General features: G+C 59.6%; 16 protein-coding genes. 9 read left to right on the forward strand and 7 right to left on the reverse strand.

The features are described 5' to 3' along the window. The first annotated feature begins 168 nt into the window (after positions 1 to 168). Positions 169 to 726, forward strand: coding sequence for a cytochrome b (locus AB8B29_RS18425; protein WP_037200963.1), 558 nt, complete (start codon positions 169 to 171; stop codon positions 724 to 726). A 32-nt stretch (positions 727 to 758) separates the two neighbouring features. On the opposite strand, the gene purU is transcribed toward AB8B29_RS18425, so the two are convergent. The 4 genes from purU to AB8B29_RS18445 form a co-directional block, all read right to left on the reverse strand. Further along, positions 759 to 1,643, reverse strand: coding sequence for a formyltetrahydrofolate deformylase (gene purU / locus AB8B29_RS18430; protein WP_092575736.1), 885 nt, complete (start codon positions 1,641 to 1,643; stop codon positions 759 to 761). A gap of 191 nt (positions 1,644 to 1,834) precedes the next feature. Next, positions 1,835 to 2,860: an acyltransferase family protein gene (locus AB8B29_RS18435; RefSeq protein WP_037197143.1), complete on the reverse strand. Its 1,026-nt coding sequence runs from the start codon at positions 2,858 to 2,860 to the stop codon at positions 1,835 to 1,837. Positions 2,861 to 2,898: 38 nt separating this feature from the next. After that, the gene (locus tag AB8B29_RS18440) at positions 2,899 to 4,176 is read right to left on the reverse strand and encodes a hypothetical protein (RefSeq protein WP_047641197.1); all 1,278 of its coding nucleotides are present in this window, start codon (positions 4,174 to 4,176) and stop codon (positions 2,899 to 2,901) included. 172 nt (positions 4,177 to 4,348) lie between these two features. Then, positions 4,349 to 5,428, reverse strand: a complete 1,080-nt coding sequence (locus AB8B29_RS18445; RefSeq protein WP_047641196.1) for a glycoside hydrolase family 5 protein — start codon at positions 5,426 to 5,428, stop codon at positions 4,349 to 4,351. Positions 5,429 to 5,623: 195 nt separating this feature from the next. On the opposite strand from AB8B29_RS18445, the gene AB8B29_RS18450 reads away from it, so the two are divergent. Both AB8B29_RS18450 and AB8B29_RS18455 read left to right on the forward strand, forming a co-directional pair. Further along, positions 5,624 to 7,309, forward strand: a complete 1,686-nt coding sequence (locus AB8B29_RS18450; protein WP_047641195.1) for a GumC family protein — start codon at positions 5,624 to 5,626, stop codon at positions 7,307 to 7,309. Positions 7,310 to 7,523: 214 nt separating this feature from the next. Beyond that, a complete protein-coding gene (locus tag AB8B29_RS18455) occupies positions 7,524 to 9,506 on the forward strand; it encodes a polysaccharide biosynthesis protein (protein ID WP_037197147.1) in 1,983 nt (660 codons plus the stop codon). A gap of 60 nt (positions 9,507 to 9,566) precedes the next feature. On the opposite strand, the gene AB8B29_RS18460 is transcribed toward AB8B29_RS18455, so the two are convergent. After that, complete coding sequence (locus AB8B29_RS18460) at positions 9,567 to 10,445, reverse strand: glycosyltransferase family 25 protein (protein WP_439006693.1); 879 nt, start codon at positions 10,443 to 10,445, stop codon at positions 9,567 to 9,569. A 249-nt stretch (positions 10,446 to 10,694) separates the two neighbouring features. On the opposite strand from AB8B29_RS18460, the gene AB8B29_RS18465 reads away from it, so the two are divergent. The 6 genes from AB8B29_RS18465 to AB8B29_RS18490 all read left to right on the forward strand — a co-directional run bounded on the left by AB8B29_RS18465 (position 10,695) and on the right by AB8B29_RS18490 (position 16,617). Beyond that, positions 10,695 to 11,027 carry a hypothetical protein gene (locus tag AB8B29_RS18465; protein WP_037197149.1) on the forward strand — a complete coding sequence of 111 codons (333 nt, stop codon included), beginning with the start codon at positions 10,695 to 10,697 and terminating at the stop codon, positions 11,025 to 11,027. A gap of 194 nt (positions 11,028 to 11,221) precedes the next feature. Beyond that, positions 11,222 to 12,382, forward strand: a complete 1,161-nt coding sequence (locus AB8B29_RS18470; RefSeq protein WP_112441512.1) for a Gfo/Idh/MocA family protein — start codon at positions 11,222 to 11,224, stop codon at positions 12,380 to 12,382. Positions 12,383 to 12,395: 13 nt separating this feature from the next. Next, complete coding sequence (locus AB8B29_RS18475; protein ID WP_439006651.1) at positions 12,396 to 13,280, forward strand: carbohydrate ABC transporter permease; 885 nt, start codon at positions 12,396 to 12,398, stop codon at positions 13,278 to 13,280. Then, entirely contained in the window at positions 13,277 to 14,134 is an 858-nt protein-coding gene (locus tag AB8B29_RS18480) for a carbohydrate ABC transporter permease (protein ID WP_034514198.1), read from the forward strand. Before AB8B29_RS18475 ends, AB8B29_RS18480 begins: the two co-directional genes overlap by 4 nt. 35 nt (positions 14,135 to 14,169) lie before the next feature. Continuing rightward, positions 14,170 to 15,399, forward strand: coding sequence for an ABC transporter substrate-binding protein (locus AB8B29_RS18485; protein ID WP_037197153.1), 1,230 nt, complete (start codon positions 14,170 to 14,172; stop codon positions 15,397 to 15,399). Positions 15,400 to 15,483: 84 nt separating this feature from the next. Continuing rightward, positions 15,484 to 16,617: an ABC transporter ATP-binding protein gene (locus tag AB8B29_RS18490; RefSeq protein ID WP_439006652.1), complete on the forward strand. Its 1,134-nt coding sequence runs from the start codon at positions 15,484 to 15,486 to the stop codon at positions 16,615 to 16,617. 253 nt (positions 16,618 to 16,870) lie between these two features. On the opposite strand, the gene AB8B29_RS18495 is transcribed toward AB8B29_RS18490, so the two are convergent. Both AB8B29_RS18495 and AB8B29_RS18500 read right to left on the reverse strand, forming a co-directional pair. Next, on the reverse strand, positions 16,871 to 17,974 hold the full coding sequence (locus AB8B29_RS18495; protein ID WP_037197156.1) for a D-TA family PLP-dependent enzyme: 1,104 nt from the start codon (positions 17,972 to 17,974) through the stop codon (positions 16,871 to 16,873). Between the two features lies 1 nt (position 17,975). After that, positions 17,976 to 19,451: a M81 family metallopeptidase gene (locus AB8B29_RS18500; protein ID WP_037197157.1), complete on the reverse strand. Its 1,476-nt coding sequence runs from the start codon at positions 19,449 to 19,451 to the stop codon at positions 17,976 to 17,978. Positions 19,452 to 19,456: the final 5 nt, after the last annotated feature.

Here is a 19,456-nt window from a genome sequence, read left to right on the forward strand (position 1 = left end):
TTCCATCGCCTCGCTAAGGGTTTTCGCCTTTGGCACGACATCAATCGCACTTCGGATTGCGGGCGTCACAGCTCGCGAGAAGGTGAATTGACAAGCCTTCAAATCAGCCAGGTTCCGGACGATCAACCCATTTGCGCCGAAATCCCATGACCACCGGAGAACCAGCATATGCCGAACACTACCGAGGCCTCGTCCGATACGCCAACACTCCGATACCGACCGTCGCAGCGAATCCTGCACTGGACTATGGCCATTGTGATCATCTCAGCTCTCGGCCTTGGTCTTTATTGCTCGTATCTCGTGCCGGGCTCGGCGCTTCGCCGCGGCCTTCTCGATGTGCATAAATCGCTCGGCATGACGGCGCTGGCGTTGATTGCAATCCGCCTGCCGCTCAGGTTTTCTTTCGGCGAGCCCGCATATCGGCAGCCGCTCGACGCCCTCAACCACTATGCGGCGCGGGGCGTGCATATCCTGCTTTATGCGCTGATGATCCTCATGCCGCTCGCAGGCTACACGACCTCCGCGGCCGGCGGTTACGACCTGCCGTGGTTCGGGCTTTTCCAGTGGCCTAATCTCCTGCCGCTCGACAAGCCGCTGGAGAGAATGGCCGCCGAAATCCATGAATACGGCGCCTATTGCCTATATGCGATCGTCAGCCTGCATGTCGTGGCAGCCCTCTGGCACCACCTCTTCCGAAAGGATGAGGTGCTGCGGCGGATGCTGTAATCGGGAAAGGCCGTGGATCGAACGATCGGGGCTCACCCCATCCGCTCGGATGCATAGCTTCCCGGGCTTGCCGGGAAGACGATGGTGCGGTTGCCGTTGAGGAAGGTGCGGTAGTGGATATGCGCATGGATGGCGCGGGCCAGCACCTGGCTCTCGACATCGCGGCCGATCGAGACGTAATCGTCGGCCGACTGCGCATGCGTGATGCGCGCCGTGTCCTGCTCGATGATCGGACCTTCGTCGAGATCGGCCGTCACGTAATGCGCCGTCGCCCCGATCAGCTTCACGCCGCGCTCATAGGCCTGCTTGTAGGGGTTCGCCCCCTTGAAGGACGGCAGGAAGGAATGATGGATGTTGATGATGCGGCCAGACATCTTCTGGCACATCGAATCCGACAGGATCTGCATGTAGCGGGCCAGCACGATCAGTTCGGTGCCGGTCTGCTCGACCACCTCCATGATCCGTGCTTCCGCCTGCGGCTTGTTGGCCTTCGTCACCGGAATATGGTGGAAGGGGATGTCGTGGTTGACCACCACCTTCTGGTAATCGAAATGGTTGGAGACGACGCCGACGATGTCGATCGGCAGCGCGCCGATCTTCCAGCGGTAGAGCAGGTCGTTGAGACAATGGCCGAAGCGCGAGACCATCAAGAGCACCTTCATGCGCTTCTTGCCATCATGGATCTCGGCCTCCATCTCGAACTTGGCGGCGACCGGCTTGAAGCCTTCGACCAGCGCCTCCAGGCCGACCCCTTGCTCGGAGATGAAGGAGACGCGCATGAAGAACTTGCCGGTGTCGAGATCGTCGAACTGGCTGGAATCGACGATGTTGCAGCCCTGGTCGGCCAGATAATTGGCTATCGCCGCAACGATCCCGCGCGTCGACTGGCACGATACAGTCAGTACATAGTTCTTCATGTCTCTTCCCTCGTAGAACGGCTCATCGTCGGCGCTCGCTTATCGCAATCAGCACTCAGGGAAAAGCTCCCCGATCCGAACGTGGGACAAAGCTTATGACAGGCGGCGGAAAACTCCGTTCCCATTGCGCCTTTAAGCCGCGTATCCCCGTCGTCTTGAGAGCAGACGCCAAAAAATCTGATAGGAGGCGGTCAAGCGGCGACCGCGCGCTTCCTCTTCCATTTCCGCCAGCGGCTGGGTGTCGTCAGCTCATGAATGATGGCGCCGCCAATTGCCGAGCAGATGATGCAGCTGACGATGAAGACCGGAGGACTTGTCAGAATCTGGATGTTCAGATGGACGCAAATGATACGTAGAAATGCGAGCGTGAAGGCGTGGGTGAGATAGATGCTATAGGAGGCATCGCCGAGATAGTTCAGCGTCGCGATGACCGGAAGCTTCGAAAAGTCGATCGACACGGCCGAATACAGGATGACGATCGCGGGGACGCCCCACGTATAGGCGCGGGTGCTGGCGTCGCAAAGTGCCTCGTTGATCAGCAGAAAGGAGAATCCCACCACCAGCGCCGGCCAGGCAACCGCCTGCGGCAGCAGGATCTTGTCGAGATAGAGCTTGGCGAGAACCACGCCTGCCAGGAATTCGTAGATGATCGGGTCGCTGTAGAATTTGGCCGCCGTCATGCCGCCCGGCATGAAGCGGCAGACGAGAATGATCGTCGTCATCGTCGCAAAGAGTGCCGCAATGCGATATTTTTCGCGCACGAGCAGCAGCAAGCCGAACACGAAATAGAAGAACATTTCGTAATTGAGCGTCCAGCCCGGAACGACCACCGGGACCGCCATCGTCGGATCGGCGGGATTTTTCCAGGGAAGGAAAAAGAGCGAGGCAATCAGATGCGGAAGATCGAAGACCGTCGACTTCAATAATGTCGGAGCGAGAAGTGCCACGCTCGCTGCGAACAAGGTCGCCAGCCAGTAGAGCGGCACGATGCGCTGGATGCGGCGTCGGTAGAAATCCAGCGGACGTATTTCACGCCCGGCAGTGGTGAGCCACATGACGAAGCCGCTGAGCACGAAGAAAATGTCGACGCCGGTTTCGCCGGAAAGGTAGAAATCCGTCTGGAAGTCGGGCTGGACCTTCGACACCTGTAGTATCGAATGAAAATAGACGACCATCAGCGCGGCGATGGCACGCAGATACTGCAACTGAACAAGCATCTCGATCCTCACGCGGCCGTTGCCGACGTGAATGGTCGTCAGCCCGGCACTCTACTTTCATTTAGGTTTTCCGACTGCACCCGAACGGCGCGCGGGTTGTCGGAAACACGCATGTAACCGACGAGCAGCCAGAGCAGCCCGGCGATCTTGATGGAAAAGATCGCCGTACCGCCGATCATCATATTCAGAAAAATGAAAAGAGAGAGTGAATGCGCACAGCGTCTTTGCGCCGCCGTCCTTCCGGCCGGATAGAGGCAGACGAAGAGCCAGAAGACGATGAGGCCGAAAATCGTCGATCCGTAGATGAGATAGACATAGCCGCTGTCGGCAAATTCGCCGATACGTGAGATCGACAGGCCGAGTATTGCCTGGATGTCGAGGTCCAGCATCTTCTTGATCGTGACCCCGATGCGCCCGGTGAAATTGTCGCCAACCTCGTCCGGCTTCATGAAATGCACGAAGAAGCCGATGAGGATAATGACCGGCATCAGCGTCAGATTGAATGCCTTCGGGATTTTCGGAAACAGAAAATAGCCTCCGATGCTGACGCAGGAAAAAATCAGCATCGTGCGGGTGTCATTGGTGAGCAGGATCAAAAGCACAGTCGAGATGCACAGCGCCTTTTCAAGGAGGGCGAGCTTCGGCCAGAAGGAGAGCAGGTAGATGACGATGACGCCGCAGAAATTGGCGAGCGACACCTGTTCCAGGAAGATCGATGACGAGCGGTGATCGATGAGGCCGAAGGAGAAGCGCCCCTGGAAGCCGAGGGCATTGGCGAAAAGGCCGGTCGAGTTGAAGCTCACCTGCTTGATGCCGCGCGTATTCTCGAAATATTCGCCGGGATGGAACAGGCTGACATAAAAGGGCGTGCTGACGATTTCGCAGACGAGAAACAACAGCACTGCTGTGCAGGCGATCCGGAAAGCGAGCTTCACCGTTCTCTCGCTCGCCCAGCTGCCGATGCCGGCAAAGGCGAAGATGATCAGAATGTTGCGGAACTGGTCGATGAAGGTCAGGCGGTTGAAGACGATGATGTAGATCGTGATCACCAGCGCGAAGCCGAGAAACAGGACGATCGGCAGGTCTTCCTCGTAAATCCCCTTCTTCAGGATGAAAGCCACGCTGGAGATCATCATCAGACCCTCGCACAGCACGACGTGCGAGATCGAGAGCGGCATGATGTTGTGGTTGATATAGGCGAGGATGCAGTTGTAGAGCACCGAAAACAGCGTGATCGCCAGGATCGGATAATCGATACGCTGTTTGTCTGTGAGGCTTCTCATCTGTCGTCCACGACTGCCGCATGCTTTGGCCATCACAACGATAGCAGTCCCGTGATTCGTGACAAAGCGCTAACCGCTGGAGCAATTCCGGGAAAAGCTCGTAGCGGTTTTCCGTCCGGATGTGCTGGAAAACAAGGAACTGGAGCGGCTCAGACTTTCAGTGAAAAGCCGAACCACCTTGCTCCGGTCGCGGAAGTTCAGCCGATCAGCCGGCCGGCTTGACGGCTGTGCAGCCAGGCGCCAAGGGTGTTTTCTTGCCGACTGCCGCCGTGATCGTCTTCATTTGCGGCCGGTCCTTGCCGTTGCGTGGCTGCACGTTCATCGGCTCCTCTGGCGGCCACCATTCGCCCGCTGCCCAATAGCTCCAGCCGAGCCAAACATCGCTATTGTCGGCCATGATGCCGAAAACAGCCTTCAACCCGTCGAGGCAAGGCTGTGTGCCGGGCACGCCGAATTCGCCAAGAAAGCCGCGCTTGCCGTTGTTGCGTAGCCAGTCCGTGACATCGAGCAATCCCTGTCGCGCGCTGTCGCTGCCATCGCATGCCGGATGCGTCCCGGAACTGTCTGCATCGAGATACTGATGGAATTCGAAGGCGTAGAAATCGAGCGGATCTTTGACCCCAAGCATGACGGTGCCGTTGGCGCCGCCGCCCAGCACGTCGGTAGACCAGCTATGCGCCCCCGTCCAGTTCGTGCCGGGTACGAGAATGAGGTTGCGTGCCCCAACCGTGCGGATGCTGCGAATGGCCGTATTGGCCGCCTCCAGCCAGTCGGGCGCCCTGATGTCGTGCGGCTCGTTCATCAGTCCGAAGATGACGCCCTTGCGATTGGCGAATTCGATGGCGAGTCGTGCCCAGAAATCGCCGAAGGCAAGATCCGTTGCCGGTGCTTGCGTTACCTGGGTCTTGTCGTAGTAGCCGAAATTGTGTGGGTCGAGAACCACGGCCATGTCGTGCTTCTGGATGAGGTCGACGGCCTCCTTCAAGCGCTGCATTTCCGCTCTGTCGAAAGGCTGGCCGAGCACAGGCTGCAGCCGCTCCCAGCGGAAAGGCAGGCGCACGACGTTCATGCCCTTGCTCGCGAAATAACCGACCGTCTCCTCGGATGGGTAGGTGTAGTTGACATTGGCCACGCCGTCGCGCTCGCCGTACTCCGCGCCGGAAAGATTGACACCCCGATAGCAGAGCTGCGACGCGGCAAAACCGCTGTCTGCCTGCACCGCTGCGGCCAGCATGACCGTCCCGGCCAGCAGGCGGCGCAGAAATTCCGTCATCGATCCCGTCATTGCACGTTCCTGTTGTCCACGAGAATATGTCGCTCTCATAAGGGCTACGGTATTGAATAATGATGAAGGGGCGGACCGAACCGGCGCCTGCATGGCGACTTCCTGGGAGTGTCCTTAATGTTCCGTTAGCCAAACATTTCTAAACTCTCGGCATCTGCTGCGTGGAATCGGCCTGCGGAGCATTGAAAGTCTGACATGAGCTCAATGGAACAAAGCAGGAGAGCGAACCGACTTGCGGGTTGGCGCGGTACGCAGCCGTCTGACGCGCAGCGCGACGGTCTGCGTCTGCGCAGTCCGGTATTGCGTCCGCGCGACTTCGTCGCCGAAGCAGAGGCCGACACATCATCGGAACCAGTCGATCAGGCCAGCAGCAACAACTCCGCGCCCAGGCAGATGCCGGACCGGCACGACCTTCAAAAGGAAGCGCCGCCGCCGCTAACTGTCGAGCCGGTGGCTGTCGCCGCCGCGCAGCTCACGGAACCGGCAGCCGTTGCCGTACCGCCGGTCGCTCCGCAACCGGGGCCGATACCTGCGGCAGATACGCCATTGATCGATCTGCGCTCCGCCATTCGCTCGATCTGGGCAAAGAAGTTTCTGGTTCTCGCCTTGGCGGTGGTCTGCGCCGTGCTGGGCGCTGCCATTATTCCGCTCATCCCGCAGAAATTCTCGGCCGAGACCAGTCTTTATTTCGATCCTCGGCCCACCGGAGGCGCCGATTCCTCGCAGCAGGCGCCGACGGCTCCCGAACTGATCACGACGATGATCGACAGCCAGACGCAGATCCTGTCTTCGGGTAGGGTGTTGGGCCGCGTCGTAGACGCCTTGAAGCTCGATCAGGATCCGCAATTCGATGGCGGCGCCACCGGCGAGGCAGCGAAATACATAGCGACGGCAACCCTGTCGAAGGCAGTGCAGATCGCTCGCGAATCGAGCACCTATGTCGTAACAGCGAAGGTGACGACGCGCGATCCGCAGAAATCGGCAAAGATCGCCAACCAGCTCGTTTCCTCCTTCATCGAGGAAGAGAGCGGAGCTGCTGCGAAGAGCTTCAAGACAAGCAACAGCGCGCTGGACAGCAGGCTTGACGATCTGCGCCAGCAGGTGCTTTCAGCTGAAAAAGCGGTAGAGGCTTATCGCGCCGACAATGACATGGTTGCTGTCGAGGGCAATCTGATCTCCGACAAGCGCCTGACGGCGCTGAACGACATGCTGGTGACCGCCCAGCAGAGGACGATCGAGGCCAAGGCGCGGGCGGATGCGGCCGGCAAGCTGAGCTTCGAGGATGTCGTCGCCAACAACCCCAACAACCCTGCCGGCGGCACGGCATCGACGGCGCTGAGCAGCCTGCGCCAACAATATGCGACGCTTGCCGCCAATGTCGGCAGCCTGCAGAGCCAGCTGGGTGCCCGCCATCCCCGCCTGCTCGCGGCGAAATCCGCGCTGGAAAGCCTCGCCGCGGAAATACGGAGCGAATTGCAGCGACAGATGACATCGGCGCGCGCCGACTATGAGCAGGCGCAGGGGACCGAGCAGGATATTGCCAAGGAGCTGGCGGTGCAGAAAGCATCGCAGGTCAATACGTCGGGCAAGCTCGTCGGCCTGAACGAATTGCAGCGCAAGGCCACCGCTACCCGCGATCTCTACGAGTCGCTTCTCAAGCGATCCGGCCAGAGCAGCGATGCGCAGGACCTGTCGCAGAGCAATATTCGCGTGATTTCCGAGGCTGAACCGCCACTAACTGCGGATGGTCCGGCTCGGAAAGTGATGATGATAGCCGGATTGATCGCCGGCGCAATGTTCGGCGCAGGTCTTGGCATGACCTTCGCCATTCTCCTCGGCCTGTTCCGGCATCCCGTGATCCGCAGCTATCTGGCCAAGTGAACATTATTGATCTTTTTCCGCCTTCCGCCTCTTCAATATCGGGGATGCAATTGTGCGCCGGCTGTTCTAGATGTAAATCGGCGCTGGGAATGATTGAATTTTACTAATGAAGGCATGATGCAATCATCATGCGTCATGTGGCTACATTGTGAGACGATCTATGCGAGAGAAGCGGTGCGCTGTTCCGATGACCGGCGCCAGGGGAAACTGACCAATGGTGCCCGCGGATAAGCTCGTTCTGCCGTTCCTGGCACTGCCGCGCTCCACCAAACGTGCGCTCGCGCTGCTGGTCGACGCCAGCCTTTGTGTGCTGACTGTTTGGTTTGCCTATTGTCTGCGCCTTGACGATTGGGTCATCCTGCAAGGCGTCGAATGGCTGCCGGCCATCGTCTCCCTCCTTGTTGCCATCCCCATCTTCATCGTCCTTGGTCTCTATCGCGCCATTTTCCGATATGCGGGCCTTTCGGCTTTCGTGACGGTTCTCAAGGCGGTGGCCATCTACGCGCTGGCCTTCATGACGATTTTTACCGCGATCAGCGTGCCGGGTGTGCCGCGCACGGTCGGCATCTTGCAGCCGCTGCTGCTGCTGATCGCTATCGGCTTGTCGCGCATGTGGACGCGCTATTGGCTCGGCAATGCCTATCAGCGGCTCTTGAACCGCAATCAGCTCGCCAAGGTGCTGATCTACGGCGCCGGCGCTTCGGGTCGCCAGCTCGCGGGCGCTCTTGCCAACAGCGCCGAGCTGAATGTCGTCGGCTATCTCGATGACGATCGCAACCTGCAGGGCAGCATCATGGGCGGCCTGCCGATCTATGATCCGACCGACCTGCCGGCGCTTGCGGTTACCAGCGAGATCAAGGGCGTGCTGCTGGCCTTGCCGAACGCGACGCGGCAACGCCGCAACGAAATCCTCGAAGATATGCGCAAGGCTCGCGTCACCGTGCGCACCATGCCGGATTTGACGGCGCTCGCGCAGGGCCGTGTCGCGGTCTCCGACCTGCGCGAACTCGATATCGAGGATCTGCTCGGCCGCAACGTGATTGTCCCCGACCGCGCGCTGATCGAGAAGAACATCCGAGGCAAGGTCGTCATGGTGACCGGTGCCGGCGGCTCGATCGGCAGCGAACTTTGCCGCCAGATCCTGAAGAACGGCCCATCCTCCCTGCTGCTGGTTGAGCAGAATGAATTCGGGCTCTACGCCATTCACGGCGAACTTGAAAAATCGGCTGCATCCGCAGAACCCGCCGATGTCCGCATCATCCCCTTCCTCGCATCCGTCCGGGACGGCCAGCGCATCAGGCAGATCATGGAGGCATGGCGGCCGAAAACCGTCTATCACGCCGCCGCCTATAAGCACGTGCCGCTTGTCGAGTACAATCCCGCCGAAGGCATCCGCAACAACGTGCTGGGCACGTTGATCACGGCCCAGGCGGCGCGTGACTATGGCGTCGACGATTTCGTCCTCATCAGCACGGACAAGGCCGTCCGTCCCACCAACATCATGGGCGCGAGCAAACGGCTGGCGGAGATGGTGCTGCAGGCGATGGACGCCGGTCGCAAACCCGGTGTCGCCAGCACCAATTTCTCCATGGTCCGCTTCGGCAACGTGCTTGGCTCATCCGGCTCGGTCGTGCCGCTGTTTCGTCAGCAGATCCGCGACGGCGGCCCGATCACGCTGACGCATCCCGACATCACCCGTTATTTCATGACCATTCCCGAGGCCTCGCAGCTGGTGATCCAGGCCGGTGCGATGTCGGGTGGCGGCGATGTCTTTCTGCTTGATATGGGCGAGCCGGTACGCATCGCCGATCTAGCCCGCCGCATGGTGGAATTATCCGGTCTGACGGTTAGGGACGAGGATGAGCCCGATGGCGATATCGAGCTGGAGATCACCGGCTTGAGGCCCGGCGAAAAGCTTTTCGAAGAATTGCTGATCGGCGACAACCCGCAGCCGACGAGCCATCCGCGCATCATGCAGGCCAAGGAGGATTTTTTGGCCTGGCCGGAACTGTCGAAGCGACTTACGGCGCTGGAGGCGGCACTGGACGAGAACGACATACCCCTGGCACGGACAATGCTGCAAAAGCTGGTGTCCGGTTATGCGCCGAGCAGTGAAGTTGTCGATCTGGTTTACCGCGAACGTGAAACGGACCTCGCCGTCGTTCAGCCGAATCTCGACAACGTCGCGCCGCTGTAGGGCAGTTCCAGGAAAAGTGCGCGGTGGTTTTCCGTCCGCAATTGCGCAACCGCTCCGGCGTCAGCGTTCGCTGATGCCCGTCTCCCGCTTGACCTTGATGGCATAGCGCCAGCGATGCAGCTGATCGCATGTGCGGAACCAGTGTGCGGTTGCCCGTAGCAGGAAATGTCGCTTCACGGCGCGATAGTGCACACGCTTGCCGATCGTCGTATCGGAGCGGTACGGGCTGAAATCCGCAATATTTTCGAGCGTTGCAAATGTCTCGACGCCGGTGGACCAGCCGCGCTCAAGAGCGACGTCATACGGAAGGAGCATGGGCTTCAGCGTAATGAGCAGCTTCTTGGCGGCCTTTCGATTGACGATGTAGCAGGCGGCGGATCCTTGTGGGCCGTGCATGCAGCGTCCGACAATATCGTTTTCGGCGGTCTCCGAGATCGGTTTGAAGCCGACCAGGCGATGATTGACCAGCTTGACGAGGCGTGCGCCGTTGACACACTCCATGGCGGCAATCGCACGCGGGATCAGCCTTTCGTTCAGCTCGACGTCATCCTCCATGATGATGGCCATCTTGTCGCCGCTGGCGACGAATTGCTGGAGGGCAAGCAGGTGGCTGCGATAACAGCCATATTCGCCGGGCAGCAGCTTGCGGCCGTTATGGTAGATGAACGATTTCTGGTGAAAATCGGCGCGATCCCTCTCCGCGACCGTACGACCGTCGATAGCCGGAATTCGCGTGATATTCAGGTCGTAGTCCATGGCCTGGCCGCACAATCTCTCCCAGCGCTCACGCGAGCGATCGAGATTGATGACATAGATGCGAACTTGCTGCGCGCTCTCGGCAACAATGAAAGGATCGCCGGTCGGAGGAATACGACTAATCCGTTCGAGAATGACTGTTACTCCTACAAACAGAAATCGCGTTGGCGGGAAATGAAGAATACAAGATCTATACTATATAACATGCTTATCACTTGTCGCAAATGCCTGATGCACGTGGATGTTGCATTTTGAGATAAAAGCATTTTCTTTGGTGTAACGTCTCGTGAACGGTTCCCTGCCGGGATGGATATTGCCCGCCGGACGCGATTTTGCGGACCTGCCCGTTGGCGCCCGGCATCCGCCTCACTATATCTGATTGACGCGGCGCACGGTCGTGGCGTCCGCATCGGTGAAGGACGATAGCAATTCATGTGGACCAGATCGAAAATCGTCATTGTTGCTCTGTTCCTCGCAGGCCTCATGCCCGCGACCGGCTTTGCCGACAACCCACTTCTCCCTAAGCCATATGTCCGCCCCGTCTACCCTTACAAGAACCTGCCTGGTGTAACTGAGCCCAAAATGGCGGCCGACGAGAAATTTCAATGCCGCACGACCACCTTATATCCGGATGACTTCATTAGGGGCTATTTCTACCGAGGCCTCCCGCGCCTGGGTTATGTTTGCGAGCAGGACGGCGTTACTTCCAGCAGCACCAGAAAGCCGAACTACCAGTATTGGCAATATAACGAGCCTGACAGATAACGCCATTGCCATGCCGAAATAAGCAGCAATGCGATGAAATGAGGCGCAGCATCTTCCGATAGGGCTGCGCATTTTTAGGCGGCCATCTGAAAATAAATTTCATGTTTTCGAGTAAATGCGCGAACGTCGTTGACGAATGCGAAAATTTGTCCCAATCTTACGAAAATAAATTACGTAGTGGGAACTGAAAAAGCATGCGAGTTGGAATCATTGGGCTGGGATTCCGCCTGGGATATCTGGGCTATGTCTTCAAGGCGATTGATGAAAGCTTCGAGATCGCCGGATATGTCGATCCGGAGCCGGCGGGTCTGCCGGGCTTGATCGAAAAGGGCATTTCCGCCGGAAAGGCCTATGCCACTCCCCAGGAGCTGATCGCCAACGAAAAGTTCGATCTGTTGATGATCGGCTCGCCGAACCATATGCACCTCGACCATATTCGCATCGGGCTTGAGGCCGGCCTCAAGATCTTCTGCGAAAAGCCGATCGTCACCACCATCAAGGACAGCATCGAGCTTGCCCGGCTGATGGCGAAATATGGCCATGAGAGGCTGATGGTCGGTCTCGTCCTGCGCTATTCGCCCATGTATCGCGATCTGCTGGTCGCGCAGGCCGAGGGAAAGCTCGGCCACGTCGTTTCCATCGAGGCGTCCGAACATATCGAGCCCTATCACGGCGCGTTCTTCATGCGCGACTGGCGCCGCTACGAGCATTATTCCGGCAGCTTCATGCTGGAGAAGTGCTGCCACGACCTCGATCTCTATAACGGCGTGGTCGGCGCGCGTCCGGAGAGGGTTGCAAGCTTCGGCGGGCGCAAGAGCTTCATTCCGGAAAACGATCCGGCCAGGGAAGGCATCAACGACCTCGAGCTTTTCCATCGCAAGCCGAGCGGCTGGATGGGATCGGACAAGGTCTTCGACAGCGATGGCGACATAATCGATTACCAGGTGGCGATCGTCGAATACGCCAACGGCGTCGGCATGAACTTTCACACCAATCTCAACGTACCGGACCAGTTCCGTCGCTTCGCCATCATGGGTTCGCGGGGCATGGCGGAAGGCGACTTCATTCGCGGCTATTTCAACGTCCATGAGATGCTGACCGGCAACAAGGTGGTCGAAAAGACCTATGCGACGCGCACAGCGCTTTCGCAGCACTACGGTGCCGACGAGCAGATGGCGGCCGATATCATCTCGCATGTCAAATCGGGGCAGCACCTGCCGGTCTCGACCTTGAATGCGCTGGAGGCAGGCATCCTGGCACTTTCGATGGATGAGGCACGCATGAAGCGAACCGTCGTGGATCTCCGACCGATATGGGACGATTTCGACGAAGCGCTCTATTCACGAGCAGCCTAGGGAGGGGCGCAAGATGGGTGTTCAACGCAGCACAATCATCTTCGCCTGGGTCCTGCTTTTTCCGGCTCTCCTTTACGTCACCATCATCGTCGCCTATCCATTGGTCGACACCATAATCCTGTCCTTCACCGACGCCTCGTTGAAGCGGGTGACGAACTGGGTCGGCTTCGAGAACTACGGCAAGATCTTCAACGATACATTCGCATCGGTGATCGTCCGCACGTTCATCTGGACGTTCTTTTCCGTGTCGATCAAGATGATCATCGGCACCCTGGGCGCGAGCATGTTGAATGCGGCGGTTCCTGGGCGTGCGCTCTTCGGGGTGCTGACCATGCCGCCCTGGATCGTGCCCATGGCGATCGGCATCTTCATGTGGGGCTGGATGTATAACGGCCAGTTCGGCATGATTTCCGGCCTACTGCAGCGCTTCGGCATCGTCGACAGTCCGGTTGCGTTTCTTGCCTATGGCAGCACGGCCTTCTGGGCGACGATCGTCACCGACGTCTGGATCGGCGTACCGATGGTGACGCTTTATATGCTGGCGGCCATGCAGGCGATCCCGCAGGATCTCTATGAAGCCGCCTGGACCGACGGTGCCGGCCGGTTCTATCGCTTCCGCCGCATCACGCTGCCGCTCCTGGTGCCCTCTCTGGTCACCATGTCGATGCTGTCGCTGATTTCGACGTTCAACTCCTTCGACATCATCTGGATCTTGACCCGCGGCGGCCCGAACGGCGAGACGACGACGATGATCATCGACACCTATCGCACGGCGATCGGATCTTACAAATACGGGGAAGGTGCTGCGCGCGCGGTGCTGATCTGCATCTTCCTGTCGCTTTTCTGCCTTGCCTATTTCCGCCTCACCAGCCGCTTTTCCACAGGAGCCAAGCGATGAGCCAGCCCGCGATGATCAATCGTTACAAATGGTATGAGCTCATCGGCATCTATGCCGGAATCCTGTTGTTCCTCACCTTCGTCCTGGCGCCTTTCATCGAAGGGTTCCTGGTCTCGCTCAAGCCGCTCAGCCAGCTTTTTTCATCGCCTTACCGCTTCATCCCCGAGCACGGGTCCTTCGATGCCTATCGCACGATGTGGACCAGCGTGCCGGGCTTCGGCTGGTATATCTTCAACTCGTTCCTGATCTCCGGTTCGATCACCATCATCGTGCTGATCCTCGTGGTGCCGGCCGCCTATGCCTTCGCCCGGTTCGAGTTCAGGGGCGCCGGCCTGTTGCTCGGCGCCTTTCTGGCCGTCAAGATGTTCTCCGGCGCCGTTCTTCTGATCCCGCTGTTCCGGCTCATGCGCTCCTTCGGCGTGCTCAATACCTATTTCGCCATGATCATACCCGGCGTGGCCTTCATCATACCCACGGGCATCTGGCTGCTGCACACCTATATCAGGCGCATTCCCCGCGAACTCGACGAGGCCGCCTATGTCGATGGCGCGAGCCAGCTCTACACGCTGCGCCGCGTCATTCTGCCGATCGCCATGCCTGGTATCACTGTGGTTGCGATTTCTTCCTTCATCGAGGCCTATGCGCAGCAGTTCATCTATGCGCTCACCTTCAATTCGAAAACGGAATACATGCCGTTGCCGGTTGGGCTGTTTGCCTATTTCGGCCGGCAGGAGGTCGTCTGGAACGAACTCATGGCTGCAAGTTTCGTCGGCATCGCGCCGGCGCTGGTCGTGATCTTCTTCCTGCAACGGTATCTCGTCAGCGGTCTGACCGCCGGCGCGGTGAAGCAATAAAACCAATCAAACACCAGAGAAACGGGAGCTTAAACGTGACATTCCATTTCAAAACGGGGCTGGTTGCCCTTGCTTTGCTTGGCTCCACCGCGCTTGGCGCTGTGACTGCCCATGCTGCCGACAAGGAAATCAGCTGGATCTATTGCGGCGACAAGATCGACCCGATCCATGAGAAATATATCAAGGCATGGGAAGACAAGAATCCAGGTTGGGCGGTCAAGCCCGAAGTCGTCGGCTGGGAACAGTGCCAGGACAAGGCGACGACGCTTGCTGCAGCCGGCACGCCGGTCGCCATGGCCTATGTCGGCTCGCGCACGCTCAAGGAGTTCGCGGAGAACGACCTCATCGTTCCTATTCCGATGACGGACGATGAGAAGAAGACGTATTATCCGGGTATCGTCGGTACCGTTACCTCCGGTGGCCAGCAGTGGGGCGTGCCGATCGCCTTCTCGACCAAGGCGCTCTACTGGAACAAGGACCTTTTCAAGCAGGCCGGTCTCGATCCGGAGAAGCCGCCGACCACCTGGGCTGAAGAAATCGCCGACGCCAAGACGATCAAGGAAAAGACGGGTATCCCCGGCTACGGCCTGTCGGCCAAGACCTTCGACAACACCATGCACCAGTTCCTCCATTGGGTTTACACCAACAACGGCAAGGTGATCGACGGCGACAAGATCGTGCTCGATAGCCCTGAAGTGCTGGCCGCCCTTCAGGCCTACAAGGACATCACGCCTTACTCCGTCGAAGGACCGACTGCTTACGAGCAGAACGAAATGCGCGCCATCTTCCTGGACGGCAAAGTCGGCATGCTTCAGGCGGGCTCGGGCGCTGCCTATCGCTTGAAGGAAACGAAGATCAACTGGGGCGTCGCACCGTTGCCGCTCGGCCCGGCGGCCAAGGGCCAGGGCACGTTGCTCATCACCGACAGCCTTGCCGTCTTCAAGGGCAGCGGCGTCGAGGACAAGGCGATCGAATTTGCGAAGTTCATCACATCGCCGGGTCCGCAGGGCGAATACGAGCTGCAGGGCGGCGCCGGTCTCACGCCTTTGCGTCCGTCTCCGATGGTCGATGAGTTCGAGAAGAAGGATCCCTTCTGGAAGCCGTTCATCGACGGCATCAGCTATGGTGGTCCCGAGCCGCTGTTCAAGGACTATAAGGGCTTCCAGAATGTGATGATCGAGATGGTCCAGTCGGTCGTAACAGGCAAGGCCGAGCCGGCGGATGCCCTGAAGAAGGCAGCTGCCAATCTCGAGCAGTACAAATAAGATCGCAAATCGCCGGGCCGCGCGCATCGCGCGCGGCCTTTCGAGCCCTGCACGCACAATGGCGGCGCCGCGCGGAGACAGAGTTTGGGAAAGCTGCACCTTAATCAGGTCAAGAAATTCTATGGTCATTTCGAGGTCATCAAAGGCGTCGAGCTCGACGTCACGGACGGTGAATTCATCGTCTTCGTCGGGCCGTCCGGTTGCGGCAAGTCGACCCTGCTGCGGATGATCGCCGGCCTCGACGAGGTGACCAGTGGCGACATCCTGATCGACGGCGCTCGCGTCAACGATCTGCCGCCCGTCAAGCGCGGCATTGCCATGGTGTTCCAGTCCTATGCTCTCTATCCGCATATGTCGGTGTTCGAGAACATCGCCTTCCCCTTGCGGGTGGAGAAGATGCCGGAGGACAAGCTCAAGGCCAAGGTCGCGCATGCCGCCCGCATTTTGCATCTGGAGCAGCGCCTGCAACAGAAGCCGGGCAATTTGTCCGGTGGCCAGCGCCAGCGCGTCGCCATCGGCCGCGCGATCGTCCGCGAGCCGAAGATCTTCCTCTTCGATGAACCCCTGTCGAACCTCGACGCCGCTCTGCGCGCCGACATGCGCATCGAGCTGGCGAAGCTGCATCACCAGCTGCAGGCGACGATGATCTACGTCACCCACGACCAGGTCGAAGCCATGACCATGGCCGACCGGATCGTCGTCCTCAATGCTGGCGAGATATCGCAGGTCGGCGAGCCGCTGGAGCTTTATCATAAGCCGGCGAATGCATTCGTCGCCCGGTTCATCGGCAATCCCAAGATGAACTTCCTGCCCGTGACCTGCACTGATGTCAGCGAGGCCGGCGTCGAAATAGACTATAAGGGCCAGAAGGCGCTGTTGCCGGTGACGCCGCGCCAGGGCGCGGCCGGCAAGGCGCTGACGCTCGGCATACGGCCGGAGCATGTCCAGCTCGGTGGCGGCGAGCTGACATTGACCATCGTGCCGACCGTCGTCGAACATCTGGGTGCGCAGACCGTTGCCTACGCCGCCGCCGAGGGTGTCGACGAGAATTTTTGCGCCACGCTGCCCGGCAGCGTCGCCATCCGCCTGGAGGCACCGCTCAAGACCGGCATCCGTATCGCCGATTGCCATCTGTTCGATGAAAGCGGCATGGCCTTCGAGCGCAGGGTGGAACTGACCGATATCGACATGGATTTGCTGAATTCTGCGGCTTCCTAAGGGAAGCGGCTGCCATCTCGGGCCGCATCGTCCTTCGAGGCTCCGCCCTGTGGGCTGCGTACCTCAGGATGAGGGGAGAGGGCCAGCGCTGTGACAAAATAGCAGTCGAGCGATTAACTTTCCCGTCGCCGGACGGGAAAGGATCAGTTCTCCTGGTGAGGTGCGTAGATCGCGAGGCATGAGGACCAGCCTTCATGGTGAGACGGCCCATAGGGCCGTCTCGAACCACGAGGGCGGGTTGCTGCTGAAGCCGTTACCAGACCAGGCCGCGCGCAGCCACATCCTCGACGCGCGTGACGATACCGTCGCGGTGAAACACCATCTGGTCGAACAGGTTGGACACGACGCAGGTATGGTTGGGGATGATGCGGATCTTGTCGCCGATCTGCGGGCGCGGACCGGTGCAATTGGATAGATCGATGACGCCATGTTCTTCCGAAAGGCCCTTGATCACGGCTTCCGGGTAGCCGACAACCTGGCCGTAATCCGCAAAGCCTAGGAGATCGGAGGTAAGAGCCTTCGAGCCGGCATCGATAACGGCGCGGTCTTCCGTCGGCCGCGAGACGACGGTGGCGAGGATATGCATGGCGCAGTCCTCCTCGCGGCAATGGCCTGCCCGCACCATCGACCTGTCGTTGTAGATATAGGTTCCGGCGCGATGCTCGGTGGCCGCCGTCACGAGATGCGCTTCGAACAGGCTTGGCGTGCCGCCGTTGCTGACGATCGGGCATTCGATGTTCTCGCCCTTCAGCAACGCGACGGCTTCGGCGAGGAACGCCTGTGTTCCGGCAGCATTGTTCGGCTTCGGATAGCTCATCAAGCCGCCGAAGACGAGGCCCTGTTTGCCGGCGATAAGCTTGCCGAGCGCAGCAGCTTCGGCTGGCGATTGCACGCCGCAGCGCGCGCCGCCGGTGTCGCATTCCACCAGCACGGTCAGCGGTCTGCGTTCGGCGAACCACGCGGAGAGCCCATCGACGGTGACGGTGTTATCGGCCACGACCTTCAAGCCGGAAATGCGATCGTTCAAGGCCGAGAGGCGAACGAGCTTTTCGGGGCCGAGAATATTGAAGGTGATCAGGATATCCTCGAAACCCGCATCTGCGAAGGCTTCCGCCTCGGTGATCTTCTGGCAATTGATACCCTTGGCGCCGGCGGCCACCTGGGCGCGCGCCAGCGCGGGAATCTTGTGCGTCTTGATATGCGGCCGGAAGTTCAAGCCGTGCGCATCCATGTAGGACTGGACGCGGGCTATATTCGCCGCCAGCCGCTCTTCGTCGATGATCGGACGCGGCGTCGAAATTCCGTCGATCCGGTCGCCGGGTTTGGGGCTGATTTCGAGCGCAATATCATGTGCCATCTCAGGCTTCTTTCCGTTTTTCCACATGAGGATCGGCCACCATCGGCCAGATATCTTTCCGCGCGCGGCGATAGGGCGTGCGGGCCGGATTGTTCGGATAGGGCGTTCCGGCGGAGCAGTAAAGGATCTCCGAGGCGATCCTGGAGAAGGACGCGTAGAAATGATTGGTTGATTTGATGACCAGGATCTTCTTGAGCGTGGGGTCGATGCTCATCACGGAGAAGAGGCTCGGATCGAAACTCTGCGCGCGCGTCGAATTGAGGATGATGTCGATGCCGTCGAGCTGGATATGCGCGGCGTCGCCAAAGGGGGCGAAGCTTTCGCCGAAGCGCATCTCGGCACTGGCGACGAGGCTGATGATCTTGACCAGGCCGTCGATGGGATTGCCCGTGCCAGGCGCCGATTTTGCGCCGAACCGCAGCGGGATTTCCGCGCCTTCGCCGGCCGCCATGCAGATTTGCACCGCCATCGGATCCCAGATCGTGCCGATCGCCGTGTCGGTGGCGCCGCGGTCGAGCAGTTCCTGAAGAATGACGGTCGCATCACCAGCAGTACCGCCGCCGGGATTGTCCCAGAGGTCGGCAATGACGACAGGTCCTGATGTCGCCGCCATGGCCTGGCTCACCGCCTGCTTCTCGTCGATCTGCGGCATGATGAACGTGCCGCGCTTGGAGAACAGCTCCAACCCAAGCGCACGCGCGATCGCGGAGCCCTTATCCGGCTTGCTATTGGTCACGACAAGCAGCTTCGTGCCCATCTCAGGCACGTCGCCGGCCATGAAACCATGAATGACCGATATGGACAGGATATCCGCATCGCTCTTTTCCATCGCCATGATCTTGTCGACGAAGGAGCGCATTGGCTCTCGCGATGTCGGAAAGACATCGATCATGCGGCAATCGAACACGGACATGGCAGGCTTTACGCGGCCTTCCAGCGTATCCACGGCAATGCGCCAAAGGTCTTCGGCGCGATCGACGAAATCGGTGTGCGGGAATTCCTTGAAGTAGACGAAGAAATCCGCAGCCGCGACGCGCTTCTCGGTCAGATGGCTGTGCGGGTCGAGTTCGGCGCAGACAAGAATGTCCGGCCCGACGATCTCGCGGACCCGGGACAGCAAGTCACCCTCGGTATCCTCATAGCCGTCCGCAACCATGGCGCCGTGCAGGCCAAGCACCACGGCATCGACCGGCATGGCCGCACGAAGCTGATCGAGGATCTCGTCCCGTAAGTCCTCATAGGTCCGGCGGTTCACCAGGCCGGCAGGATCGGCCCATGCCGCGGTGCCCTCGATCAGGTCCCAACCCTTTTGGGCGGCAACGCGCCGTCCCACAGTGATCGGTGCGGAACAGAGTGTCGGCGTTTCCGGATGCATGCCCGGCGGCGCATAGAGGGAAGCCTCGAAGGCGCGCCGGTCGATACAGATCGGGGAGAAGGTATTCGTCTCGGTCGCGAATGCCGCAGTGAAAATGCGCAATACGG

Origin of the sequence: Rhizobium sp. 11_C7_N12_5 (assembly GCF_051811145.1) — a bacterium.
GTDB classification, from domain to species: Bacteria; Pseudomonadota; Alphaproteobacteria; order Rhizobiales; family Rhizobiaceae; genus Rhizobium; species Rhizobium lusitanum.